The following is a 22,706-nucleotide window of genomic DNA, read 5'->3' on the forward strand; positions in this document are numbered from 1 at the left end:
GAGCGTGAGAGGTACCAGCCGATCAGCGGGATCCAGAGCAGTTCGCGCTTCAGGATGTAGGCAAAGTCCGGGAAGCGCGTGACGAGGGCCAGGGTCTCCAGGGCCGATTGGTGCTTGGCCGCCACCAAGAGGGGGCCGGCCGGAATGTTCTCGAGACCCCGGAACTCGACCCGGATGCCGCCCACGACGCGCAACAGCCACAGGGTGGTGCGTCCCCAGATCTGCGCCAGCCGGATCACCGCACGCCGGGAGACGAGGGTCGGCATGCCACCGACCGCGATGACCGTGGTGGCGGCGTAGAAAGCGAGATTGAACGCGAACGAACGAACGAGGAGCATCGGGAACCCGGATGAGACAGCCCGGAACGGGGCGCCGCCCTGTCTCCCTGTAGCGCGCGCCGTCGCCGCAGGCCATCCGAGCGCCGGAATGGCTGTCGCTCAGTAGCCGTCGGCGAGCGTCCCGCGCTGGCGCGGATCGGCCGCCCCGGCGAGCAGGCCGTCGGCGGCCTGGATCGAGTTCGCCGAGCCGGAGGTCGTCCCGACCTTCACCCGGTGGCCGCGCGCGCGCAGCAACGCCAGAGTGTCGGGCGAGAGGCCCTCCTCGGCCATGAGCACGTCCGGCTGCCACTGATGGTGGATGCGCGGGGCGGCCACGGCCTCAGCGAGGTTCATGCGGAAATCGAGCACGTTCACGATGACCTGGAGCACCGTGGAGATGATGCGGCTGCCCCCGGGGCTGCCGGTGACCAGCACCAGCCTGCCATCCTTGAACACGAAGGCGGGGGTCATCGAGGAGAGCGGCCGGGCGCCGGGCGCCACCGCGTTGGCCCGGCTGCCGACGAGGCCGTAGGCGTTGAGCGCGCCGGGCTTGGCCGAGAAATCGTCCATCTCGTTGTTCAGGAGCACGCCGGTGCCCTCCGCCACGAGGCCGAGCCCGTAGGAGAAGTTCAGCGTGGTGGTGTTCGAGACCGCGTTGCCGGCGCCGTCGACCACCGAGAAGTGGGTGGTCTGATCGGATTCGAAGGGGAGCGGATCGCCGGCCTTCACCTCGGAGGCCGGCCGGGCGCGGGCCGGATCGATGCCGGCCCGCAGGGTGTCCGCGTAGGGCTTGGCGATCAGGCCTTCCACGGGCACCTGCGTGCGGGCGGGGTCGCCGAGCCAGGTTGCGCGGTCGGCATAGGCCGGCTTCATCGCCTCGGCCAGGATGTGTAGCGCCTCGGCGCTCCCCGAGCCCATGCGGGCGAGGTCGAAGCCCTCCAGCACGTTCAGGATCTCGATGAGGTGGATGCCACCCGAACTCGGCGGCGGCATCGAGGCGATCGCATAGCCCCGGTAGCTGCCCCGCACGGGCTCGCGGATCACCGGGCGGTATGCGGCGAGATCCTCGGCCGTCATCACCCCGCCGGCCGCGCGCACGGCCTCGGCGATGCGCGCGGCGATCACGCCCGTATGGAAGGCATCGGGCCCGGATTCCGCGATGGCCGCGAGGGTATCGGCGAGGTCGGTCTGGACCAGCCGCGCGCCGCGCTCCAGCGGCCTTTCACCGGCAAAGAAGATTTTTCGCGAAGAGGGCCAGCGGCCGAGCAGGCCGGCGGCGCGGGGCAACGAATCGGCGAGGCCCGATTCCACGGGGATGCCGTCGCGCGCCAGTTTTTCCGCCGGGGCGATGAGGTCGGCGAGGGTGAAGCGGCCCGAGCCGTAGAGGCTGTGCGCCTCGGCCAGACCCCGCACGGTGCCGGGCACGCCCACCGCCTTGCCGGTGCGGGTCGAGGCCGCACGATCCGGATCGCCGTTGGGGTCGAGGAACATGTCGGAGCGGGCGGCCGCCGGGGCGGTCTCGCGATAGTCGAGGGCGACCGTCTCGTCGCCCGCCGCGCGGTGAATCATCATGAAGCCGCCGCCGCCGAGATTGCCGGCGCGCGGCAGAGTCACGGCCAGCGCGAACCCCACCGCCACGGCGGCATCGACGGCGTTGCCGCCGGCCTTCAGGATCTCGACCCCGACGCGGGTGGCGCGGGCCTCCTGTGAGGCGACCATGCCGTGCGCGCCGAGAACGGGGAGCAGGCGCGCGTCGTCGGACTGGATCGGGGCGGGCTCGGCCAGCCCTTGCGCGGCGCCCGGGCCCGTGGCGGCGAGGACCAGGGCGAGGGCGATGCGCGAAGGGGTGAGCCGCATGTCAGGCGCGTCCGGTGTCGGGGTGCGGTGGGGCCGCCGCGCCGGAATGCCGGCCGGCGATCACCCAGTAGACGAAGCCCGAGGCCGCGCCCGTGAGGAACAGCACGGCGGTGATGCGCCCCTCCAGCGCCAGCGCGTCGGGGGTCGGCCCGGTGCGCGACAGGCCGCGCGCGAACCAGGGAACCAGGGCGGTGAGGAGACCCGTGCCGGCCCCGTACCAGGTGGCGGCGCGCCAGTTCAGCACGGCGCCGACGATGGCCACGAGAGCGGGCGGCACGACGAGGAGCACGAACAGGGCGCGGGCGATGGCGGCAAGCGCGAACAGCAGGGTCTCGGGGCCGATCCCGGAGGCGAGATCGTTGAGCCCCGAGAACAGCCCCACGAGCCCGAGCCGCGAGAGGGTCTCGCTCGTGGCCGGATCGAGCATCGCACCGAAGACCAGGACGGCCGCCCCACACGGGATGGCCAGGACGAGGGCGAGACTCGCGATGAAGAGGTGCCCGAGGAGGCGCAGCACAGCCCTAGTCTTCGTCGCCGTCGTCGGCGCCCGCATAGACGCCCTCGGCGCCGATGCCGTCTTCCAGCATCATCCGGGCGCGGGCCCGCAGCTTCTCGGTCTCGCTCTTGAGCTGCCCGCAAGCGGCCAGGATATCGCGCCCGCGCGGCGTACGCACCGGAGACGCATAGCCGGCTTCATAGACGATTTCCGAGAAGCGCTCGATGCGCTCCCAATCGGAGCACTCGTAGACGCTGCCCGGCCAGGGGTTGAACGGGATCAGGTTGATCTTGGCCGGTATCCCCTTGAGCAGGCGCACCAACTCGCGGGCATCCGCATCCGTGTCGTTGATGCCCTTGAGCATCACGTATTCGAATGTGATCCGCCGGGCGTTGTTGAGGCCCGGATAGGCGCGGCAGGCGGCGAGCAACTCGGCCAGCGGGTACTTGCGGTTCAGGGGAACGAGGGTGTCGCGCAGGTCGTCGCGCACCGCGTGGAGCGAGATCGCCAGCATGGCGTGGGCCTCGTCGCCGAGGCGCTGCATCTGCGGCACCACGCCCGAGGTCGAGACCGTGATGCGCCGACGCGAGAGCCCGAGGCCCTCCTGGTCGGCCATGACGCCGACCGAATCGATGACGTTGTCGAGATTGTAGAGGGGCTCGCCCATGCCCATGAAGACGATGTTGGTGACCTTGCGCCGGGTCTCGTCCTCGCCGGGCGCGGTGGGGTTCTGGCCGGCCCAGTCGTTGAGGTGGTCGCGGGCCACCACGACCTGCGCAGTGATTTCGGCCGCCGTCAGGTTGCGCACGAGGCGCTGCGTGCCCGTGTGGCAGAACGAGCAGGTCAGCGTGCAGCCGACCTGGCTCGAGACGCAGAGGGTGCCGCGCCCGCGCCCGGGAATGTAGACGCACTCGATCTCGGCGCCGCGATTGTGGTCGTGCTTGCCGGTGGGCGCCATGCGCATCAGCCACTTGCGGGTCCCGTCCCGCGAGACCTGCTCGGTGATGACCTCGGGCCGGTCGAGGGTATAGGCCTCTGCCAGTTGGGCCTTGAGGCCCTTGCCGACATTGGTCATGTCGTCGAAGGCCTTGGCGCCGCGCACGTTGAGCCAGTGCCAGATCTGGCCGGAGCGCATGCGCTGCTCGCGCTCGGACACGCCGATGGCGGCGAGCCGCGCCTTCAACTCGTCGCGTGTGAGCCCGACGAGGGAGGAGCGCCCGACCGGCACGGCCTGCGACTCGAACTCGGGCAGCTTCTCGATTGCGGGAATGGCGCTCGCGTCGCGCCGGGCGGTGTCGAACGACGCCGTCGCCATGATCTGAATAACCTTCGGACTTGGAATGGGTCCGATATAGGGGATCGACGGCCAAAACGCGAATGCCGGGCGGGTCCGTCCCTGGATCATGGGACGAGGCTCGCTAAGCCACGAGCGACGGCGGCGGGTCCGCCGCCATCGCGATGCGCCTCAGCGTCCGGAATGCAGGCACTGTTTTCCGGAAAAAACTATCTATTGCGCCGGCTTTGCGTCGCTCGGCGCTGCACCGGTTGCCGGTGCGTCCGCAGCTGGTGCCGGCAGCAGGACGTTCTTGGTGATGCTGCCCTCGGGGCCGTACTCGCCTGCGACGGCGAGGCAAGCCTTCTCGCGGTTGAGCTGCATCTGGTTCGACATCAGCGCGAAGATGGTCTGCACCCGGCCACCGAAGGGCCCACGCGGGCCGACATCGGCGGCGCGCACGTTCTGCTTCTCCAGCAGGGCGTCGAACTCGTCGGTCCCGATGCGATAACCGCAGACGTTGGAGGCCGCGAAGATGTAGGCGGCGAATTCCAGGGCGCGCGGGGAGGGTGCGTTGCGGATCTGGGCCTGCGCCGGCAGGGCCGAGACGAGGGTTGCGGCAAAGCCGGCGGCGAGCAGGGAACGAGCGAACATGGGTAGGGTCTCCTCCGGCGCGGATTCTTGAGTTCCGCTTGAGGGCGTGGAGATAGATCGAACCGGCCCGTCGTCAAACAGGCTGTTCCTCTCAGGTCAGACGCCAGTCGATGGGCGCGAGCCCCTGCGCCTCCAGCCAGGCATTGGCAGCGTCGAAGGGACGCGAGCCGGGAAAGTCCCGCGCCCGATTGAGGGGAGAGGGATGGCCGCATTCGATGACGCCGTGGCGGGTCGCATCGACGAGGGCGACCCGGGCCCGGGCCTGCGCGCCCCAGAGCAGGAAGACCGCCGGCTCGGAGCGCGCCGAGACCGCCGCCACCGCCTGATCGGTGAGGGCCGACCAGCCGAAGCGCAGGTGCGCGCCGGCCTTGCCGGCCTCCACCGTCAGGGCGGCGTTGAGGAGGAGCACGCCCCGGCGCGCCCACGGAGTGAGGTCGCCCGTCCCGGGCCTCATACCGGGCTCCCCGAGTTCGGCGAGGATCACCTTGAGCGAGGCGGGCAGACGCCTCGGGCCGACATACGAGAAGGCGAGGCCGTTGGCGTCACCCGGTGTCGGGTAGGGGTCCTGTCCGAGGATGACGACCGTCACGCGTTCCAGGGGCGTGAGGGCGAGGGCGTTGAAGATGTCTTCGGGCGCGGGCAGCACCTGGGCGCCATCCACGATGCGGGCATCGACCCTGGCGGCGACCGCATCGGCGGTGCCGTCCGTGAAGAACGGCAGGGTGAGCCAGGACGAGCCGGAGCGTCGGAAGCGGGCGAGGGCGGCGGCAACGGGGCTGTCGGGCATCAGCGGACCAGGAAACGCCCCCCGGCGGGTGCCGGGAGCGGCGCGTTGGCGCCGATATAGGCCATCACCGCGTTGGCCACGAGTTGGCCGTCGGTTCGGCCCACCAGGGTGCGGCCCCGGGCGAGGTCTCCGTAGCCGTTGCCGCCGTCGTAGAGGAAGTTGTTCGAGGCGACGGTGTAGCTCCGGTCCGCCTTCAGGTCCGCGCCGTTCACGGTCAGGGCGGCGATCCGCGCGCCCACCGGCGCGGCGGGATCGAGGGTGACGACGAGGCCGGAGACGTGCGGGAAGCGGCCGGAGGGGCGGCCCCAATCGGCGAGCGCTCCTTCGAGCAGGTGGCGGATCTGCGCGCCCGTCAGCGAGACCAGCACGAGGCTGTTGCCGAAGGGCAGTTCGGTGAGGATGTCGCGGCGCGTCAGCGTGGTCTCGGCGGGATAGAACCGGTTGCCCCGGATGCCGCCGCCGTTGGTGAGGGCGATCTCGGCACCCATCGCGGCCCGCATCGCGTCGGCGACGAGGCTGCCGAAGCTCGCCTCCCGGGCGCGCACCGAGGCGATGCGGCTGTCGAGGGGGTCGCGGATCGCACCCACGGCCACGTCGAGTTCGCGCGACAGCTTGGTCTCGAGGCGCCGCACCAGCGCCAGGGTCTCGGGGTCGGGGGTGACCGTGGCGGAGTCGTGGACCCGGAAGCTCGGTCGCCACGCGACGCGGCGCGCCTGACCGGCGCCGCTGACGCTCGCGGTGACGTCGACGGCCGTGACGTAATGGGCGTCGAAGCTCGATTCGACCATCGCGGTCTGGCCGTCGTAGCGCAGCGCGAGGTCGTGGTCGTGGCCCGAGAGCAGGATGTCCACGAGGCGCGCGGCCACGATGGCGTCGTCCGTGGCCCGGTCCGTGTGGCAGACGCCGACGACGAGATCGACGCCCTCGGCGCGCAGGGCCTGGACCTCGCGGGTCAACGTCTCGATCTCGGGAAGAAAGCGCAGATCGCCCGATTGCGACTTCTCCGGCGTGCTCGCCAGCGCGATCCCGACCACGCCGACGCGGATGCCGCCGAGCGTCACCACCATGCGGTCGCGCAGGCCCGGGAGGGGCCGGCCCTCGGCGTCGCGCAGGTTGGCGGCCAGCGCCGGAAAGGTCGCCTCGCCCATGCGCTGGGCAAAGATCGTCGGCCCGAAATCGAATTCGTGGTTGCCCGGCACGAACACGTCGGGGGCGGCGATGTTGAGGAGTTCGATGATGTGCGCGCCGCGGTCGAACCCCGACATCAGGGAGGGCGAGAGCGCGTCGCCCGCATGCGCGTAGAGCATCGGCACGCCGCGCGCCCGCTCGGCCTTCACGATGGCCGCCAGACGCGCGAAGCCGCCCCGGCCGTCGGCTTCGGACATCTGGTAGAGATCGTTGACGAGGAGCAGGGTGAAGGTCGGCTCCGGCGCCGATGGGCTTGCGGCCGTGGCCGCGCCGCCCGCACCGACCGTGAGACCCGCACCGAGTCCGAGGCCGAAGGTCTGGCGGCGGTTGGGACGGGGCATGGCGGCATCTCGGCGGGGCGGGCGGGCGGATGCCGCCCATCGGCCACGCTGTTCTAGGGTGCCGTTCACGAAGGCGCTACGACACCCCGGCGAGGGCGGGCCAGGCCTGACGCCGGCCGGGTGATCGCGTCAGCGCGTCACGAATGTCTCGCGCACCGCCTTGGCGTTGCGGCGGATCATTGGCCAGAGCCAGGCACCGGAGGCGAGGAAGACGCCCGGCGGCATCGGCTTCAGCTCCACGGCGAGGCGCGCGGCGAGGCCGGGACAGGCGAGTTCGACCGGCGGCGCATCGGTCTTGGCGTAGACCACGGTGGTGTCCTCGCGCGCGTAATCGGGGTGCGGCACGAGGCCGGCCCGGCGCGCGGTGAGATCGAACGTCTCCCGCACGAAGCCGTGGACATGGGCGAAGTGGAAGCGCTCGTGCGGCGGCTTGCCCTTCGTGGCCATGTCGGGGACGGCGGCGAAGAGCACGCCGTCCGGCTTCAGCCAGCGCGACAGGCGCTCCATCACGTCGGCCGGGTCGCGCAGGTGCTCCAGCACGTGGCGGGTGGTGATGACGTCGAAATACGCCTCCGGAAAGCGCTCGTCGCCGGCATCGTCCAGCACCTCGACGCCGTGATGGGTGCGAGCATAATTGGCGTAGTCGCGTCCCGGCTCGACGCCGATGGCCTCGCAGCCCTTCGCCCGCGCCTGCGCCAGGAATTCGCCGGAGCCGGACCCGAAATCGAGCACGCGGGCGCCGGGCTTCAGCTTGGCCGCGAGCAGCTCGGCGCGGGCGGCGGCCTCGCGGGCCGAGCGCTTGAGGTGGACGCGCGGCGGACCGCCCGCGAAGGCGAGCTGGTAATCGGCGCGGTAGGCGGTGGCGTAGTAATCCGCCAGTTCCGCCGGGGTCGGCATCGGGTCGGTGCGGATCAGGCCGCACTGGCTGCAGGCGATGGATTTCAGCCGCTTCAGGCGCCGGTCGCTCTCGGCGATCGTCAGGGACTGCGCCGATCCGCAGAGATTGCAGGCGGTCGGCGCTCCCTTATAGGGATACCCCGTGAAGGGCATGAAGTGGTTGAAGAAGTACCGGGGAGACGGCATGTCGCGCCTTCATCCATCGCGTGGTCGCTGGAAGGCTCCGTGCTCTAGATAGATATCCCCAAGGACACAACCTTTTCCCGACCCGCTTTCTCGATCCCCGCCGACCTCAGGCGCTCCCCCGGGAGCGATACGGAAATCCGATGAACGAACGCGTCGCACCGCCGTCCCGCCAGGACGGCCAGTCGCTCCCGACCCCCGCAAACGCACCGCTGCCGGCCGAGCATCCGCCCGTGCGCTGGGGCCGCGTCGGCGTGCTCCTGATGAATCTCGGCACCCCGGAGGGCACGAGCTACTGGCCGATGCGCCGCTACCTCAAGGAGTTCCTGTCCGACCGCCGCGTCATCGAGGTGCCGCGCCTGATCTGGTGGCCGCTGCTCAACCTCGTCATCCTGACGAAGCGCCCCGGGCCGAAGGGCCGCGACTACGCATCCGTCTGGAACAACGAGCGCGACGAGGGCCCGCTGAAGACCATCACCCGCGGCCAGGCGGAAGCCCTGCAGGTGGCCATGGGTGATTCGGTCGTGGTCGACTGGGCCATGCGCTACGGCAAGCCCGAGGTCGCCCTGCGCCTCCAGGCCCTGCTCGACCAGGGCTGCGACCGTATACTGCTGGTGCCGCTCTATCCGCAATACGCCGCCGCGACCTCGGCGACTGCCTGCGACCAGGCCTTCAAGGCCCTGATGCAAATGCGCTGGCAGCCGACGGTGCGCGTCTCGGCCCCCTATCACGACGACCCGGTCTACATCGACGCGATGGCGACCTCGATCCGCGAGGGGCTGGCCAAGCTCGACTTCGAGCCCGAGGTGATCCTGACCTCGTTCCATGGAGTGCCCAAGAGCTACCTCCTCAAGGGCGACCCCTACCATTGCCAGTGCGTGAAGACCGGCCGCCTCATCCGCGAGGCCCTGGGTTTCTCGACCGACAGGATGCGGACCACCTTCCAGTCGCGCTTCGGCAACGAGGAATGGCTGCGCCCCTACACCGACGAGACGGTGCAGAACCTCGCCAAGAGCGGGATCAAGCGCATGGCCATTGTGGCACCCGGCTTCTCGGCCGACTGCCTCGAGACCCTGGAGGAGCTCGACGGCGAGAACCGCCACTATTTCGAGGACAACGGCGGCGAACGTTTCGCCTACATTCCCTGCCTCAACGACACCGCGCTCGGCATGAAGGTGATCGAGAACGTGGTCCGGCGCGAATTGCAGGGTTGGGTCTAGATCATCCGGGGTCCGGGCAGTCGCCAAGCGCGAGGACGGTTGCTACTAGGGCCCGCGACGAGGCGGCAGGCGGGACCATGACGAGACCGGAGGCAGGCGGGGGAACCGCGGGCGAACAATCGCAGGACCACCTGCGCCTGCTCGCGCATTTCCAAGGCGCCGGCTACGGCGCCGTGACCCCGCCCGTGCTGCAGCCGGTGGAGCCGTTCCTCGAACTCTCGGGGGAGGACATCCGCCGGCGCATCTTCGTGACGCAGGACGCCTCGGGCAGCGAACTCTGCCTGCGCCCGGAATTCACGATCCCCGTCTGCCGCCATCACCTCGCACATGCGCCCAAGGGGGCGCCGAGGAGTGCCGATTACAGCTATCTCGGGCCGGTCTTCCGCCTCGCCGGCGACGAGCCGGACGAGTTCCTCCAGGCCGGCATCGAGTCGGTCGGGCGCACCGACACGCCCGCCGCCGACGCCGAGGTGATCGGGCTCGCGCTCGAAGGCCTCGCCCTCCTGGGCCGCAGCGACGTCGCGGTGCGGCTCGGCGACATGGGCCTCGTCGACACGCTCCTCGACGCGCTCACCGTGCCGCCCGCCGCCAAGCGCCGGACCCTGCGGGCGCTCGCCATGGGGCGCTCCCTCGACACGATCACCAACGGCCTGCGGACGGAAGACCCGCATGCGGGGCTGCTCGCGGCCATCCAGGGCCAGGACCCCAAGGGCGTACGCGCCTTCGTGGAAGACGTGCTCTCCATCGCGGGCATCTCGCGGGTGGGCGGCCGGAGTGCCGGCGAGATCGCCGAGCGCTTCCTGTCCAAGGCCGCCGCACAGGCGAGCGGCGGCTCCGGGCTCAACCCCGAGAACCGCGCCATCGTCGAGCGCTACCGCGCCATCGCGGGCGATCCCGATACCGCCGCCGCCGCCGTCCGGGCGCTCGCCCGCGAGGCCGGCCTCGACCACCCGCCCCTCGACGCGGCGCTGGACCTGTTCGAGGAGCGCACCGGGTTCATGGCCGCGCGCGGCCTGCCCGTGGAGCGCTTCCGCTTCTCCGGAGGCTTCGCGCGCAACCTCGACTACTACACGGGCTTCATCTTCGAGGGCACGGCGCCCGGCGCGAAGGCGCCCCTGGTGGGTGGCGGCCGCTACGACGGCCTGCTCCAGCATCTCGGGAGCCCCGTCCCCGTCCCCGCCGTCGGCTGCGCCGTCTGGCTCTCGCGGGTCGCCGCCGACGCCCAGAACCCGAAGGACGCGGCCCATGGCTGAACCGGATTCCCTCGTCCTCGCCGTTCCCTCCAAGGGCCGGCTGCAGGAGAACGCCGCCGCCTTCTTCGCCCGCGCGGGCCTCAAGCTCGCGCAGAACACGGGCGCGCGCGACTATCGCGGAAAGCTCGTCGGCGTGCCCGGCGTCGAGGTGCGCTACCTCTCGGCCTCCGAGATCGCCGCGCAGCTCGCGAGCGGGGCGGCCCATCTCGGCATCACCGGCGAGGACCTGATCCGCGAGTCGCTGCCCGACGCGCGCGGCCAGGTGGAGCTGCTGACGCCGCTCGGCTTCGGGCAGGCCACGGTGGTGGTGGCCGTGCCGCAGGCCTGGATCGATGTGCGCGCCATGAGCGACCTCGACGAGGTCGCCGCCGAGATGCGGGTGCGCCACGGCAAGCGCCTGCGCATCGCCACGAAGTACATCAACCTGACGCGCCGGTTCTTCGCCGAGCACGGAGTCGCGGATTACCGCATCGTCGAGAGCCTCGGTGCCACCGAGGGCGCACCGGCGGCGGGCTCGGCCGAGATCATCGTCGACATCACCACCACGGGGGCGACGCTCGCCGCCAACGCCCTGAAGATCCTGGAGGACGGGATCATCCTGCGCTCGGAGGCGAACCTCGTCGCATCCCTGAACGCGCCCTGGGGCGAGGCGCAGCGCCGGGCCCTGCGGGCCGTGCTCGGTCGCATCCAGGCGGAGGAGCGCGCCCGCACCACCCGGGAGATCCGCGCGGCGATGCCCGACGACGGCGACATCGATCTGGCCGGTATCGCCGCCCTGCACGATGCGGAGCTGCCCTACGGCGCACCCGAGGGACGCGGCGGCGAAATGGTGCTGCACTGCCCCGTCGACGCGGTGTTCGACCTCGCCGACGCCCTGGTCAAGGCCGGGGCAGGGGCCGTGAACGTGCGCAAGATCGACTACGCGTTCACGCCGGACAACCCGCTGATGGACCGGTTGCTGAGCCGGCTTGGTTGACCGTCACGGTCCGGTCGCACCGCCAATCCCCGTCTCATGCTGCGGGGCGCTGGAGAGCGCAGCGCCCCGCAGCATGAGCAGCCACGCGATCGACGCGACGATATGCGGGATCCAGACATACTCGTACCAGGGCCAGGGCCGTGGAGTGATGAGGTCACTGACGGTCAGGAACGTCAGGTAGATCGCAGGCCCCCCGAGGACGACGGACCAAACGACCGAGACGATCGGCCGGTGCTTGTTCCAGCTCCAAAGGCAAAAGGGACCGGCCTTGAAGACAAGGGCCAGCTTCGTCAGGACGAGCATTGGGATCGCGACGATCATCGCCCCGAGCAGGTCCATGAAGATCGGTATCCCGATACTGTCTGCGTCATACCGCAGAACCCCGGCCCCGAGCACGAATTCCCAATAGAAGAAGCTCGTGACGGGGCGGCCGACGATTACGAGCGCGGTGAAGATCCAGATGACGTGATCAATCGACGGCCGGAAATTTCGGTCGATCCGGATATTCAGTAGTACGGGAACACCCATGAGGCTGGCCTCGTCGGTCGTTCGGGAAATCTCAAGGCCGCGCCGTGCCGGGCGCTGCGTCCGCGCTGCCCGGTCTACAGCGGCCCCTGCTTGGCGAATTCCGAAAACACAGCCCGCAGCACCTTGAGCCGCGCCTCGTAGGATTGCTTGAGGCAAGCGACGTCTCCGGCGCAGGCCCGCCGCTCCGTGAGCCAGGTCTCCTGATCCTCCCGCAGCTTGGCGTTGCCGCCCATCGGCAGCATCGCGCGCAGAATCTCGAAGCGGGTCGCCATCTCGACATCGAGGTCGTTGAGCGGGAGATGCGCGCAGATCACCTTCTCGTCGGCAGTCTCGGCCTTCTCGCAAGGGAAGCTCGCGGCCGACGCGGGCGCCGCTGCAAGCGAGAGAAGCACGGCGCCGAGGCGCGGCCGAAGGGTCATGGTCATGGGAAGCCCCGCGAAATCGATGGACATTCAGAAGCCGAGGAGACCCCGGTCGCGCAGCCGTGCCAGCAGCGGCAGCAGCGGCAGGCCGAGGATGGTTGAATGGTCGCCCGCGATCCGCGAGAACAGGTGGATGCCGAGGCCCTCGACCTGATAGCCGCCGACGCTGGCGCGAACCGTGTCGGGCCCGGCGAGATTCGCGTAGGCGGCGATCTGCTCCGGTGAGAGCGGCCGCAGGGTGAGATGCGCCGTCTCCACGAAGGTCTCGACCACCCCGCCAGCGATGCCGAGGGCCACCGCCGAATGCAGCGCGTGGGTGCGCCCGGCGAGTCGGGTGATCTGCGCGCGCGCCGCGGCGAGGTCCGCCGGCTTGTGAAACAGCGTGCCGTCGCAGTCGAGGATCTGGTCCGCGCCGACGACGACACGGTCGGGGTGCCGCGCCGCGACCGCACCCGCCTTCGCGGCCGCGAGTCGCCGGGCCAGGGCCTCGGGCGCGAGCCCGGCGCAGGCGGCCTCCACCGCGCGCTCGTCCACCCCCGGCGCCTCGGTCTCGACGGCGAGGCCCGCGCCTTCGAGGAGGCCGCGCCGGGTCGCGCTGGTGGAGGCGAGCAGCAGGGGCAGGCCCCCGCGCCAGAGCGGTTCGGTCATGGAACCTCAGGACGCAATGAACTTGAGGCGGTGCTCGCGGTGAAGGTCGAGGATCGCGGCCGCCGTCTCCTCGATGGAGCGGCGGGTCACGTCGATGGTCGGCCAGCGGTGCTTGGCGCAGAGCCGGCGGCAGGCGGCGACTTCGTCCGCGACCGCGCTGCGATCGACATAGAGCGAGGAATCGTCGGCCTTCAGGCTCAGCAGCCTGTTCTGGCGGATTTGCACGATGCGCTCGGGGCTGGCGAGCAGCCCGACCAGGAGCGGCTTTCGCGCGGTCTCCAGGCTTTCGGGCAGGGGCATGCCGGGCACCAGGGGAAAGTTCGCGGTCTTCAGGCCGCGATTGGCGAGATAGATCGCGGTCGGCGTCTTCGAGGTGCGGCTCACGCCGATGAGGATCACGTCGGCTTCGTTGACGTCGAGGGGCAGGTTGCCGTCGTCGTGCAGGAGCGTGAAGTTCATCGCGTCGATGCGCTTGAAATACTCGGCGTTGAGCATGTGCTGCGCGCCGGGCCGAGCCGTGGAATCCGCGCCGAGATAGGATTGCAGGAGGGCGTGCACGGGCTGCAACACGGACAGGCAGGGCGAACCTGTCTCGCGGCAGGCCGCCTCCAGCCGCTCGGTCAGGTCGTGGCCCACCAGGGTATAGAGCACGAGGCCGGGCGCCGCCTCGATCTCGGAGATCACCCGTTCCAGCTGCGGCCCGGAGCGCACAAGCGGATAGACGTGCTCGATGGCCGAGACGCCCTCGTACTGGGCGGCCGCCGCGCGGCCCACGTTGATGAGCGTCTCGCCGGTGGAATCCGAGACGAGATGGAGGTGGAAATAACTACGGCTCATCGAGGGGCAGTCTCCTCCGGCCTCGGTGGCCTGAGACCGCTGCCGGTCTTGTCCACCGGGCGCGGTCAGGGGAGTCGATAAGGGTGGATAAGCCGGCTTGGGCGAGGGGTCCAGCGGGTGCCCGGCGAGACTTGTCGACTCTTGCGTCAACACGCGCGCCAACCGACGCCGTTTCGGCGCGGTTTTGGGAGAATCCGGGACCGGGACCCCCGCGCCGTCCACGGGACGCACGCAAGGCACTGTAGCTGATCGCCTATCCGGGACATTGGACCCAATCCGTTAAAGCCTGATTAACGGCGTGGCGGCGGGGACGCCCTGTGGACGGTTTTCCGCTCCCGCACCGAGCCCCTCTAAAAGAAAAAACAGAGTCCTAGAATCTCTCTTTCCTTTTAGAAGGCCGGTGTGGGGACGGAGGCCGGAAGCTCCATTCGAGAAACGGGGCTGGAAGAGGTTTTCGAAGGCGGGAGCTTCGCGAAAGCCAGGATCTTCGGGGAGGACATCCGGCGCTTCGGTGCTACATACCGGCAACGGGGAACGGGACGTCGGAGATCGGATGAGCCAGGGTGTTGCGAGCCAGGATGTCTCACGGGACCGCGCGGTCATGCGGGTTCTCTCGGGCGAGGCGCTCGCCCGCCCCCCCGCCTGGATGATGCGCCAGGCCGGGCGCTACCTGCCGGAATACCGCGAGGTCCGGGCCAGGGCCGGCTCCTTCCTCGACCTCTGCTACAATCCCGATTTCGCCACCGAGGTCACGCTGCAGCCGATCCGGCGCTTCGGCTTCGAGGCCTCGATCCTGTTCTCCGACATCCTCGTGATCCCGGACGCGCTCGGCCAGGACGTGCGCTTCGTTGAAGGCGAGGGGCCGCGCCTCGATCCGATGGCGGGCCGCGCGGAGTTCGAGCGCCTGCGCGAGGCCGGCGATCCGGCGATCTTCACGCATCTGGAACCCGTCTTCGAGACGGTGCGGCGGCTGCGCGCGCAACTCCCCCACGAGACCACGCTGCTCGGCTTCTGCGGCGCGCCCTGGACGGTGGCGAGCTACATGATCGGCGGGCGCGGCACCCCCGACCTCGCCCCCTCCCGGGCGCTGGCCCGGCACGACACGGCGTTGGTGGAGGCGTTGATCGACCGCCTCGTCACGGTGCAGACCGAGTACCTCGTGCGTCAGCTCGAGGCGGGCGCCGACGCGGTGCAGATCTTCGAGTCGCACGCGGGCTCGCTGCCCGACGCGCGCGGCGCTGGCGAGACCCGCGCGGAGGCCGTCAACGAGGTGGCCGAGAGCGCGCTGCCGGAAGCCACAGACCGCGATGCCCTGACGCGCTGGTCGCTCCAGCCTATCGCCCGGATGATCGCGGGCGTCCGCGCCCGGGTGCCGGGTGCCAAGATCATCGTGTTCGCGCGCGGTTCCGGCCTCGAGGGCCATGCCCGCGTGGTGCCGGAGACGGCGGCCGATGCGGTCGGCGTCGACTGGTCGGTGGATCTCAAGGCCCTTCGCGAGAAGGTCCCCGCCACCGCGGTGACCCAGGGCAACGTCCATCCCGAGACCCTGATCGAGGGCGGTGCGGCGCTGGACGCGGCCGTCGACGGCGTGCTCGCGGCCACCGACGGCCTGCCCCACATCTTCAACCTCGGCCACGGCATCACCCCGCAGACGCCGATCGCCCATGTCGAGCGCATGCTCGCCCGCCTCCGGGGCTGAGGCGCGGTGGACAGCCTCTACCCCTGGCTCAAGGCCGGGCACCTCGTCTCGCTCATCTCCTGGATGGCGGCGATGCTCTACCTGCCCCGCCTGTTCGTCTACCACGCCTCCCTGGTGCCCGGTCCGCACGCGGCGGCGCAGTCCGAGACCTTCAAGGTCATGGAGCGCCGCCTCCTCAAGGCGATCATGACGCCCGCGATGATCGCCACCTGGGGCTTCGGGCTGATCCTCGCCTGGATGAGCGGCTACTACGCCGCCGGCTGGCTCCAGGCGAAGTTCGTGCTGGTGCTGGCCCTGAGCGGAATCCATGGCTGGCTCGCCCGGATGGTCAAGGATTTCGCCGCCGACCGAAACACGCGCGGGCACAAGTTCTACCGGGTCATCAACGAGGTGCCGACGCTCCTGATGATCCTCATCGTGATCCTGGCCGCCGTGAAGCCGAGCTTCGGCTGATCGTTTCGCTGTTCCGCGATCCCGGGATGCGGCGGACCGGAACCCATGGCCGGGTTCGGACCTGAAAATTCGCGCGTCACCCAAGGCGAGATGAATGGCTGAGCACGATCACGCCCACGACCACCACGGGCACAGCCATCATGGCCACTCCCATGGTGGTGGCGGTCACGTCCACGCGCCCGCCACCTTCGGGCGCGCCTTTGCCATCGGCATCACCCTCAACATCGCCTTCGTGGTCATCGAGGCGGTCTACGGCATCGCCAGCGAGTCCATGGCCCTGGTGGCGGATGCGGGCCACAACCTCTCGGACGTGCTCGGCCTGCTCGTCGCCTGGATCGCCTCGGTGCTGGTCAAGCGCAGTCCGACGCCGCGCTTCACCTATGGCCTGCGCGGCTCCTCGATCCTGGCGGCCCTGTTCAACGCGGTCTTCCTCCTGGTCGCCACCGGGGCCATCGCCTGGGAGGCCATCGCCCGCCTCCTCGCCCCCGAGCCGCAGCCGGTGGCAGGCGCGACCGTGATGGTGGTGGCCGGCATCGGCATCCTCATCAACGGCGCCACAGCCTGGCTCTTCGCCTCCGGCAGCAGCGACATCAACATCCGGGGCGCCTACCTGCACATGCTGGCCGATGCCGCCGTCTCGGCCGGCGTCGTGATCACCGGCCTGATCATCGTGCTGACGGGGGCCGCCTGGATCGACCCCCTGGTCAGTCTCGTCATCGCGGGACTCATCGTCTGGGCGACCTGGGGCCTGCTGCGCGACAGCGTGGTGATGTCCCTCTCGGCGGTGCCCCCGGGCATCGACCCGGCGGCGGTGGGCGCCTACCTGCGCGCGCGCCCCGGCGTCACGGACCTGCACGACCTCCACATCTGGCCGATGAGCACCACCGACATCGCCCTGACCGCCCATCTGGTGATGGCGCAGGGGCATCCCGGCAACGGCTTCCTCGTCGCGGCCGCCGAGGACCTGCGGAGCCGCTTCGGCATCGGCCACGCCACCCTGCAGATCGAGGAGGCGGGCGGCCCCGCCTGCGCGCTCGCCGGAGACTGCACGTGATGACCCGCGCCTTCGTCGTCGGACACCCGATCGCGCATTCGCGCTCCCCCCTGATCCACGGTCACTGGCTGGCCGAGCACGGCATCGCCGGCACCTACGAGCGGGTCGACGTGGCGCCCGAGGCCTTTCCGGACTTTCTGGCGCGCCTGCGGGTGGAGGGCTTCGCGGGCGGCAACGTCACCATCCCGCACAAGGAGGCGGCGTTCCGGCTGGTGGAGTCCCTGACGCCGCGCGCGGAGAAGATCGGTGCGGTCAACACCCTGTTCTTCGACGGCTCGGAGCGCCTCTGCGGCGACAACACCGACGCCCCCGGCTTCATCGCCCATCTCGACCAGAGTCTCGGCCTCGGCTGGACGGAGCGCGGCGCCGGCACCGCCCTGGTGCTCGGCGCAGGAGGAGCGGCCCGCGCCATCGTGGTCGGCCTGCTCGAGCGCGGCCTCTCGCGGGTCTGGGTCGCCAACCGCACCCTCGCCCGGGCCGAGGCCCTGGTGGAGCTCGACCCCGCCCGGGTCGAGGCGGTGACCTGGCTCGACCTGCCCGCCGCCATGGCGCGCACGGGGCTCCTGGTGAACACGACCTCGCTCGGCATGGTCGGCCACCCGCCCCTCGACCTCGACCTCTTCGACCTGGCCGAGCACGCGGCGGTGGCCGACATCGTCTATGCCCCCCTGGAAACCCCGCTCCTCGCGGCGGCGCGGGCACGGGGTCTGGCCGCCGTCGATGGCCTCGGCATGCTGCTGCACCAAGCCGTGCCGGGCTTCGCGCGCTGGTTTCGCGTCACCCCGAGCGTGACCCCCGCGTTGCGCGCCCGCATCGTCGCGGACCTGACCCCGGCGTGAGGCGCACAGCGTGAGGATTTCGGCGTGAGGATCGCGACATGAGCCGCCCCATCGTCCTCGGCCTCACCGGCTCGATCGGCATGGGCAAGTCCGCCACCGCCGCGATGTTCGCGCGCCACGGCGTGCCGGTGCACGACGCGGACGCCGCCGTGCACGCCCTCTACGCCGCCGACGGCGCTGCCGCGCCCGCCATCGGCGCGGCCTTTCCCGGCACCCTGGCGCCGGACGGCTCGGTGGACAGGGCGCGCCTGCGCGACGCCGTCCTCGGCTCGCCCGAGCGCCTCGCCGCCCTGGAGGCCCTCGTCCATCCCCTGGCGCAGGCGGCGGCCCGCGACTTCCTCGCCCGCCACGCAGGTGCCCCCCTGGTGCTCCTCGACATTCCTCTGCTGTTCGAGACGGGGGCGCAGGTGCGCTGCGACCGGGTCCTGGTCGTCACGGCGCCCGAGGACGTGCAGCGTGCCCGCGTGCTCGCCCGGCCGGGCATGGATGCCGCGGCCTTCGAGGCGATCCGCGCCAAGCAATGGCCGGATGCCGAGAAGCGAGCCCGGGCCGACTTCGTCCTCGATACCGGCCTCGGGTTCGCCCATGCCGAGGCCGAGGTCGCGGGCATCATCCGGCGGCTCGCCGAAGCCGCCCCGTCCGCGCCTTGACGCCATCTTAGGACGGCGCATGGTCGGGTGGCTGCGCTAACCCAGGACCTCTGCCCTCAGGACCCTTCGATGCTGCGCGAGATCGTCCTCGACACCGAGACCACCGGCACGGATGCCAAGAACGGCGACCGCCTGATCGAGATCGGCTGCGTCGAGCTCATCAACCACGTCCAGACCGGAAAATCCTTCCATCGCTTCGTCAACCCGACCCGCCCGGTCTCCCAGGGCGCTTTCGCGGTGCACGGCATCGCCGACGCCTTCCTCGCCGACAAGCCGCTCTTTGCCGACATCGTGGACGCGTTCCGGGATTTCTGCGGCGACGCGCCCCTCGTGATTCACAACGCGCCCTTCGACGTCGGCTTCCTCAACATGGAATACGCGCGCCTCGGCGCGGCGGCGCCGCCTCCCATCGACCTCGCCGGCGTGGTCGACACCCTGCAACTGGCGCGGCGCAAGCACACGGGTGCCGCCAACAGCCTCGACGCCCTGTGCTCGCGCTACGGCATCGACACCACGCGCCGGACCAAACACGGCGCGCTCCTCGACGCGCAGATCCTGGCGGAGGTCTACGTCGAACTGCTCGGCGGCAAGCAGACGAGCCTCGGCCTCGCCATGGCCGAGATGGACGATCCGGTCGTTCTGGGCTCGAGCGGCGGGGAGGTCGCGGTCATCGGCCCGCGCCGGTTGCGCCACCGCCTGACCGAGGCCGAGCGCATGGCGCACGAGGCCTTCATCGGCACCCTCGGTTCCAGCGTTGTCTGGCGCGAATATCTCGGCGCGGACGAAACCGCCTGACGCTCACCGAACCATTCGCGCCGCGCGGGGTTGATGATCCTGCCGTGTCGCACACGATATTGCGATGCACATGAACGCATATTGCATCGCAGCGTAGACCCCCCATATACCATCCAGCTGGATGGTGACGGGAAGGTCTGATGCTCGAACTCGTGGACAAGCCCAAAGCTCCGATCCGGGTCGGCGACACCGAGAAGATCACGATCAATCTCGGTTTCGTGGATCTCGGCCATATCGACCTTCTCGTCTCCGAGAGCGTCTACGCCAACCGGAGCGACTTCATTCGCACGGCGGTGCGCAACCAGATCGCCCGCCACGGCGACGTCACGCGTCAATCCGTGGCCCGCAAGGGCGTCGAACTGGGCCTTCGCCGCTACGACCGGGCCGAACTCGAGGCGGCACGCGACAGTGGCATCCGTCTCGACATCCGGGTCCTCGGCCTCGCGAGCATCGCACCCGACGTCACTCCGGAACTCGCCCGCGACGCCATCGCGTCCATCGAGGTGATGGGCAGCCTCCAGGCGACGCCCGCCGTGAAGGCCGCTTTGGCCGACCGCCTCCTCTGACAGTCTTTCCCCGATAGCGTCTCTCACCGCGTTCCCGACCTCGCATGGTTCGGCCCCGCGTCGACCCCGAAAGCGAATGCCATGACCGATTCCCAGAACCGGATGCAGGACCGCCTCGCCGACATGATGGAGGCGACCCGCCTCACGGCCGCCGGCCGCCTGCAGGACGCCACGGACCTTCTTCAGCGCGGCCGGGCCGGGGTGGCTCCGGCAGGCCCGAGCCCGACGAACCCGCAGAGCGCCGGCCACACCATCACGGGGGGGTCGCCCCAGACCATCGATCTCGTGGCCGAGCGCGTCGAGACCGGCCCCGCTCCGGAGCGCCCCGGCGTGAAGGCGCAGCCGACCTCCGCACCGTCGGAGGAGGCGCGCCTCGCCGCGATCCTCCCCGAGAAGCTGCGCAAGGTCGTCGAGACCGTGACGCGGGGGATCGCCCCCGTGCTCGGCAGTCTCGGTAAAGGCGGCCAGGGTGGCGCCGGGTTCACGGCGGGCCTCGGCGGAAACCTCTCCGGACTTACCGGCAACCTCGCATCCGGCCTCGGAGGCCTCGGGTCCGGCTTCAGCCAGGCCCGGGCGCCCCTCACCGAGGGCGGCAACTTCACCGAGCACAGCTTCGCCAACGCCGCCGGTTCGCGGGACTACAAGCTGTTCGTTCCCAGCGACGCGCGGCCGAACCTGCCCCTGGTGGTGATGCTGCACGGCTGCACCCAGTCCCCCGACGATTTCGCTGCTGGCACCGGCATGAACGCGCTGGCCGAGGCCGAGGGCTTCCTCGTGGCCTATCCGGCCCAGTCCGGCCGCGCCAACGGTCAGCGTTGCTGGAACTGGTTCCAGCCGAACGACCAGGGCCGCGATTCCGGAGAGGCCGGCATCATCGCGGGGCTGACGCGCGCCATTATCGCCGAGCATGGCGTCGATCCGGCCCGGGTCTACATCGCCGGCCTGTCGGCGGGTGGGGCGGCGGCCGTCAACATCGCCCGCGTCTATCCCGATCTCTATGCGGGGGTGGGGATTCATTCCGGTCTTGCCGCCGGCTGCGCCCGCGACGTCTCGACGGCCCTCAGCGTCATGCGCCTCGGTTCAGGCGCGGCGCCTGATGGCACGGCAACGGAAGTGCGGGTGCCCACCATCGTGTTCCATGGCGAGAGCGACGGCACGGTCAACCCGCGCAACGGCGAGCAGGCGCTGGCGCAGGCCGGCATCGCCGGTCTGACCCCGGAGGCCGCCGAGGCGGTGAGCCCGGGCGGCCTGTCCTACACCCGGACCCGCTACGCGGACGGGACCGGCCGGGTCGCGGTGGAAGGCTGGATCGTGCGCGGCCTCGGCCATGCCTGGTCCGGCGGCAGCGCTTCGGGCAGCTACACCGATCCGCGCGGACCGGACGCCTCGCGGGCGATGCTCGACTTCTTCCGGGCGAACCCGCTCGCGGCGGGCCGCGCTTAAGCGAGCCCTGCGGGATTGGCCGGCACGTTGTCGATGAGGCGCGTGCGGCCGAGATAGGCCGCCGCCAGCACCCGGACGGGTCGCGTCGCGCGCTCCACCGGGGCGAGGGTCTCGGCGTCTCGGATTTCGAGATACTGCACCGGGTCGAAGCCCGCCGCCTTCAGCGCGGCGCGACCCTCCGCCAGGAGGGGGCCCGCGTGTCCGCCCGCCGCCAGACCCTCGCCGATGCGGGCCAGGACGGCTTGCAGGTGGGGGGCTCGCGCCCGCTCGTCGGCATCGAGGTAGCGGTTGCGCGAGGACAGGGCGAGGCCGTCCACCTCGCGCAGGGTCGGCACGCCCTGGATCTCCACGGGCAGGTCGAGGTCGCGCACCGCGCGCCGGATCACGAGGAGCTGCTGGAAATCCTTCTCGCCGAACAGCGCGATGTCCGGCTGGACCTGGTTCAGGAGCTTCGTCACCACCGTGGCGACGCCCGAGAAGTGCCCCGGCCGATACGCTCCGCACAGGCCTTCGGTGAGGCCGTCGACCTCGATCCGGGTCGAGAAATGCTCGGGGTACATGCCCGAGACCTCCGGCAGGTAGGCCGCGTCCACGCCGGCTTGCGCGAGGAGGGACAGGTCGGTCGCGGTGTCGCGCGGATACCGCGAGAAATCCTCGTTGGGGCCGAACTGCGTCGGGTTGACGAAGATGCTCGCCACCACGCGCTGCCCCACTTCCTTCGCCCGCGCCATCAGGGCGAGGTGGCCGGCATGCAGGGCGCCCATGGTCGGCACCAGCACCACGCGTTCGCCGGCCCGGCGCCAGCCGGAGACCTCGGCGCGCAGGGGGGCGACCGCCGTGAAGCGGGGAATGGGAGCGTGGGACAAGGCGGCGACCCCGAATGAGCGAAACGGCGCCAGACCTAATCGCCCCGGCGCCCCGGCGCCAGCCGTCAGGGACAGTAGGGCAGCAGGGACCGGCCGTAGGGATCGTCGACCCCAAGCGGGGGCGTGAAGCCATAATAGCTCGGCTTGCCCAGCCCGTAGGCGGAGCCGACATAGCTCGGATCGTCGGGGGCGTCGGTGGGGATCGGAACGCGCCGCACCCGGCAACGAACCTGGCGCCGCGACCCGACCGCGCGGCCCAGCGCCGATTCGTCTCCCTCGGCGCGCGGGAAGTAGCGCGGCACCGGCGTCGCCTCGGGTCCGCGCGGCCCACCCGGCTCCAGCAGGTCGGCGGCGCCCGAGGGCACGCAGCCCGCGAACAGGCCCAATGCCGTCAGCACCGCCCTCAATCCTCGCCGCATCGTCGCTCCCCTGACCGTCAAGCGGTCTCCGATCAGGGTAAACAA

At 70.6% G+C, this 22,706-nt stretch carries 25 protein-coding genes; 11 read left to right on the plus strand and 14 right to left on the minus strand.

Translation table 11 applies throughout. From position 1 onward, the window contains the following. From JWQ05_RS03930 to JWQ05_RS03965, 8 genes are all read right to left on the minus strand, one after another. The coding region (locus JWQ05_RS03930) for a 1-acyl-sn-glycerol-3-phosphate acyltransferase (RefSeq protein WP_299654780.1) at nucleotides 1–338 on the minus strand (338 nt) is incomplete at its 3' end. A 99-nt stretch (nucleotides 339–437) separates the two neighbouring features. Further along, nucleotides 438–2,174 carry a gamma-glutamyltransferase gene (gene ggt / locus JWQ05_RS03935; RefSeq protein WP_299654783.1) on the minus strand — a complete coding sequence of 579 codons (1,737 nt, stop codon included), beginning with the start codon at nucleotides 2,172–2,174 and terminating at the stop codon, nucleotides 438–440. 1 nt (nucleotide 2,175) lies between these two features. Next, on the minus strand, nucleotides 2,176–2,691 hold the full coding sequence (locus JWQ05_RS03940) for a hypothetical protein (RefSeq protein WP_366944547.1): 516 nt from the start codon (nucleotides 2,689–2,691) through the stop codon (nucleotides 2,176–2,178). A 4-nt stretch (nucleotides 2,692–2,695) separates the two neighbouring features. Further along, entirely contained in the window at nucleotides 2,696–3,985 is a 1,290-nt protein-coding gene (gene rlmN, locus JWQ05_RS03945; protein WP_299654786.1) for a 23S rRNA (adenine(2503)-C(2))-methyltransferase RlmN, read from the minus strand. Nucleotides 3,986–4,177: 192 nt separating this feature from the next. Next, nucleotides 4,178–4,597, minus strand: a complete 420-nt coding sequence (locus JWQ05_RS03950; protein ID WP_299654789.1) for a hypothetical protein — start codon at nucleotides 4,595–4,597, stop codon at nucleotides 4,178–4,180. A gap of 91 nt (nucleotides 4,598–4,688) precedes the next feature. Beyond that, on the minus strand, nucleotides 4,689–5,384 hold the full coding sequence (locus JWQ05_RS03955; protein WP_299654792.1) for a uracil-DNA glycosylase: 696 nt from the start codon (nucleotides 5,382–5,384) through the stop codon (nucleotides 4,689–4,691). Further along, nucleotides 5,384–6,913 (minus strand): bifunctional UDP-sugar hydrolase/5'-nucleotidase, encoded by a 1,530-nt coding sequence (locus JWQ05_RS03960; RefSeq protein ID WP_299654795.1) that lies wholly within the window; start codon nucleotides 6,911–6,913, stop codon nucleotides 5,384–5,386. The genes JWQ05_RS03955 and JWQ05_RS03960 overlap by 1 nt, the downstream gene beginning before the upstream one ends. Nucleotides 6,914–7,042: 129 nt before the next feature. After that, a complete protein-coding gene (locus tag JWQ05_RS03965; protein ID WP_299654798.1) occupies nucleotides 7,043–7,996 on the minus strand; it encodes a class I SAM-dependent methyltransferase in 954 nt (317 codons plus the stop codon). 140 nt (nucleotides 7,997–8,136) lie between these two features. Between JWQ05_RS03965 and hemH the strand changes: the two genes are divergently transcribed. From hemH to hisG, 3 genes are all read left to right on the plus strand, one after another. Then, nucleotides 8,137–9,213: a ferrochelatase gene (gene hemH, locus JWQ05_RS03970; RefSeq protein WP_299654801.1), complete on the plus strand. Its 1,077-nt coding sequence runs from the start codon at nucleotides 8,137–8,139 to the stop codon at nucleotides 9,211–9,213. A gap of 77 nt (nucleotides 9,214–9,290) precedes the next feature. Continuing rightward, complete coding sequence (locus JWQ05_RS03975; protein ID WP_299654804.1) at nucleotides 9,291–10,466, plus strand: ATP phosphoribosyltransferase regulatory subunit; 1,176 nt, start codon at nucleotides 9,291–9,293, stop codon at nucleotides 10,464–10,466. Continuing rightward, nucleotides 10,459–11,442, plus strand: a complete 984-nt coding sequence (gene hisG, locus JWQ05_RS03980) for an ATP phosphoribosyltransferase (protein WP_299654807.1) — start codon at nucleotides 10,459–10,461, stop codon at nucleotides 11,440–11,442. Before JWQ05_RS03975 ends, hisG begins: the two co-directional genes overlap by 8 nt. A gap of 3 nt (nucleotides 11,443–11,445) precedes the next feature. Here hisG and JWQ05_RS03985 read toward each other — a convergent pair whose 3' ends face one another. From JWQ05_RS03985 to JWQ05_RS04000, 4 genes are all read right to left on the minus strand, one after another. Continuing rightward, on the minus strand, nucleotides 11,446–11,970 hold the full coding sequence (locus JWQ05_RS03985) for a hypothetical protein (RefSeq protein ID WP_299654810.1): 525 nt from the start codon (nucleotides 11,968–11,970) through the stop codon (nucleotides 11,446–11,448). 74 nt (nucleotides 11,971–12,044) lie between these two features. Beyond that, a complete protein-coding gene (locus tag JWQ05_RS03990) occupies nucleotides 12,045–12,389 on the minus strand; it encodes a lysozyme inhibitor LprI family protein (protein ID WP_299654849.1) in 345 nt (114 codons plus the stop codon). A gap of 33 nt (nucleotides 12,390–12,422) precedes the next feature. Beyond that, nucleotides 12,423–13,040 (minus strand): Maf family protein, encoded by a 618-nt coding sequence (locus JWQ05_RS03995; protein WP_299654813.1) that lies wholly within the window; start codon nucleotides 13,038–13,040, stop codon nucleotides 12,423–12,425. Nucleotides 13,041–13,046: 6 nt separating this feature from the next. Next, entirely contained in the window at nucleotides 13,047–13,877 is an 831-nt protein-coding gene (locus JWQ05_RS04000; protein WP_299654816.1) for a pyruvate, water dikinase regulatory protein, read from the minus strand. A gap of 553 nt (nucleotides 13,878–14,430) precedes the next feature. Here JWQ05_RS04000 and JWQ05_RS04005 point away from each other — a divergent pair. The 8 genes from JWQ05_RS04005 (at nucleotide 14,431) to JWQ05_RS04040 (ending at nucleotide 21,376) form a co-directional block, all read left to right on the plus strand. Next, nucleotides 14,431–15,576, plus strand: a complete 1,146-nt coding sequence (locus JWQ05_RS04005) for a uroporphyrinogen decarboxylase (RefSeq protein WP_299654819.1) — start codon at nucleotides 14,431–14,433, stop codon at nucleotides 15,574–15,576. A gap of 63 nt (nucleotides 15,577–15,639) precedes the next feature. Next, the gene (locus JWQ05_RS04010; protein ID WP_299654852.1) at nucleotides 15,640–16,029 is read left to right on the plus strand and encodes a CopD family protein; all 390 of its coding nucleotides are present in this window, start codon (nucleotides 15,640–15,642) and stop codon (nucleotides 16,027–16,029) included. A gap of 94 nt (nucleotides 16,030–16,123) precedes the next feature. Continuing rightward, nucleotides 16,124–17,083, plus strand: coding sequence for a cation diffusion facilitator family transporter (locus tag JWQ05_RS04015; RefSeq protein ID WP_299654822.1), 960 nt, complete (start codon nucleotides 16,124–16,126; stop codon nucleotides 17,081–17,083). Further along, nucleotides 17,083–17,922 carry a shikimate dehydrogenase gene (locus tag JWQ05_RS04020; RefSeq protein ID WP_299654825.1) on the plus strand — a complete coding sequence of 280 codons (840 nt, stop codon included), beginning with the start codon at nucleotides 17,083–17,085 and terminating at the stop codon, nucleotides 17,920–17,922. Before JWQ05_RS04015 ends, JWQ05_RS04020 begins: the two co-directional genes overlap by 1 nt. Before the next feature lie 38 nt (nucleotides 17,923–17,960). Next, entirely contained in the window at nucleotides 17,961–18,572 is a 612-nt protein-coding gene (gene coaE / locus JWQ05_RS04025) for a dephospho-CoA kinase (RefSeq protein WP_299654828.1), read from the plus strand. A 69-nt stretch (nucleotides 18,573–18,641) separates the two neighbouring features. Then, complete coding sequence (dnaQ, locus tag JWQ05_RS04030) at nucleotides 18,642–19,367, plus strand: DNA polymerase III subunit epsilon (protein WP_299654831.1); 726 nt, start codon at nucleotides 18,642–18,644, stop codon at nucleotides 19,365–19,367. Nucleotides 19,368–19,507: 140 nt separating this feature from the next. Further along, nucleotides 19,508–19,933, plus strand: a complete 426-nt coding sequence (locus JWQ05_RS04035; protein ID WP_299654834.1) for a CopG family transcriptional regulator — start codon at nucleotides 19,508–19,510, stop codon at nucleotides 19,931–19,933. A gap of 81 nt (nucleotides 19,934–20,014) precedes the next feature. Then, nucleotides 20,015–21,376 carry a PHB depolymerase family esterase gene (locus JWQ05_RS04040; RefSeq protein ID WP_299654837.1) on the plus strand — a complete coding sequence of 454 codons (1,362 nt, stop codon included), beginning with the start codon at nucleotides 20,015–20,017 and terminating at the stop codon, nucleotides 21,374–21,376. Here JWQ05_RS04040 and panC read toward each other — a convergent pair. Then, the gene (gene panC / locus JWQ05_RS04045; RefSeq protein WP_299654840.1) at nucleotides 21,373–22,242 is read right to left on the minus strand and encodes a pantoate--beta-alanine ligase; all 870 of its coding nucleotides are present in this window, start codon (nucleotides 22,240–22,242) and stop codon (nucleotides 21,373–21,375) included. The two genes, JWQ05_RS04040 and panC, sit on opposite strands and share 4 nt — an antisense overlap. 65 nt (nucleotides 22,243–22,307) lie before the next feature. After that, nucleotides 22,308–22,661, minus strand: coding sequence for a hypothetical protein (locus JWQ05_RS04050; protein WP_299654843.1), 354 nt, complete (start codon nucleotides 22,659–22,661; stop codon nucleotides 22,308–22,310). Nucleotides 22,662–22,706: the final 45 nt, after the last annotated feature.

Source organism: Methylobacterium sp., from assembly GCF_028290105.1.
GTDB lineage: Bacteria > Pseudomonadota > Alphaproteobacteria > Rhizobiales > Beijerinckiaceae > Methylobacterium.

Coding starts and splice junctions, on each gene's coding strand:
- JWQ05_RS03995 (WP_299654813.1), bottom strand. CDS start 13,040: ATGACCGAACCGCTCTGGCGCGGGGGCCTGCCCCTGCTGCTCGCCTCC.
- ggt (WP_299654783.1), bottom strand. CDS start 2,174: ATGCGGCTCACCCCTTCGCGCATCGCCCTCGCCCTGGTCCTCGCCGCC.
- JWQ05_RS03975 (WP_299654804.1), top strand. CDS start 9,291: ATGACGAGACCGGAGGCAGGCGGGGGAACCGCGGGCGAACAATCGCAG.
- hisG (WP_299654807.1), top strand. CDS start 10,459: ATGGCTGAACCGGATTCCCTCGTCCTCGCCGTTCCCTCCAAGGGCCGG.
- JWQ05_RS03965 (WP_299654798.1), bottom strand. CDS start 7,996: ATGCCGTCTCCCCGGTACTTCTTCAACCACTTCATGCCCTTCACGGGG.
- JWQ05_RS03960 (WP_299654795.1), bottom strand. CDS start 6,913: ATGCCCCGTCCCAACCGCCGCCAGACCTTCGGCCTCGGACTCGGTGCG.
- JWQ05_RS03950 (WP_299654789.1), bottom strand. CDS start 4,597: ATGTTCGCTCGTTCCCTGCTCGCCGCCGGCTTTGCCGCAACCCTCGTC.
- JWQ05_RS04010 (WP_299654852.1), top strand. CDS start 15,640: ATGGCGGCGATGCTCTACCTGCCCCGCCTGTTCGTCTACCACGCCTCC.
- JWQ05_RS04020 (WP_299654825.1), top strand. CDS start 17,083: ATGACCCGCGCCTTCGTCGTCGGACACCCGATCGCGCATTCGCGCTCC.
- JWQ05_RS04050 (WP_299654843.1), bottom strand. CDS start 22,661: ATGCGGCGAGGATTGAGGGCGGTGCTGACGGCATTGGGCCTGTTCGCG.
- JWQ05_RS03985 (WP_299654810.1), bottom strand. CDS start 11,970: ATGGGTGTTCCCGTACTACTGAATATCCGGATCGACCGAAATTTCCGG.
- JWQ05_RS03955 (WP_299654792.1), bottom strand. CDS start 5,384: ATGCCCGACAGCCCCGTTGCCGCCGCCCTCGCCCGCTTCCGACGCTCC.
- rlmN (WP_299654786.1), bottom strand. CDS start 3,985: ATGGCGACGGCGTCGTTCGACACCGCCCGGCGCGACGCGAGCGCCATT.
- JWQ05_RS04015 (WP_299654822.1), top strand. CDS start 16,124: ATGGCTGAGCACGATCACGCCCACGACCACCACGGGCACAGCCATCAT.
- hemH (WP_299654801.1), top strand. CDS start 8,137: ATGAACGAACGCGTCGCACCGCCGTCCCGCCAGGACGGCCAGTCGCTC.
- JWQ05_RS04000 (WP_299654816.1), bottom strand. CDS start 13,877: ATGAGCCGTAGTTATTTCCACCTCCATCTCGTCTCGGATTCCACCGGC.
- JWQ05_RS04040 (WP_299654837.1), top strand. CDS start 20,015: ATGACCGATTCCCAGAACCGGATGCAGGACCGCCTCGCCGACATGATG.
- JWQ05_RS03990 (WP_299654849.1), bottom strand. CDS start 12,389: ATGACCCTTCGGCCGCGCCTCGGCGCCGTGCTTCTCTCGCTTGCAGCG.
- JWQ05_RS04005 (WP_299654819.1), top strand. CDS start 14,431: ATGAGCCAGGGTGTTGCGAGCCAGGATGTCTCACGGGACCGCGCGGTC.
- JWQ05_RS04035 (WP_299654834.1), top strand. CDS start 19,508: ATGCTCGAACTCGTGGACAAGCCCAAAGCTCCGATCCGGGTCGGCGAC.
- dnaQ (WP_299654831.1), top strand. CDS start 18,642: ATGCTGCGCGAGATCGTCCTCGACACCGAGACCACCGGCACGGATGCC.
- coaE (WP_299654828.1), top strand. CDS start 17,961: ATGAGCCGCCCCATCGTCCTCGGCCTCACCGGCTCGATCGGCATGGGC.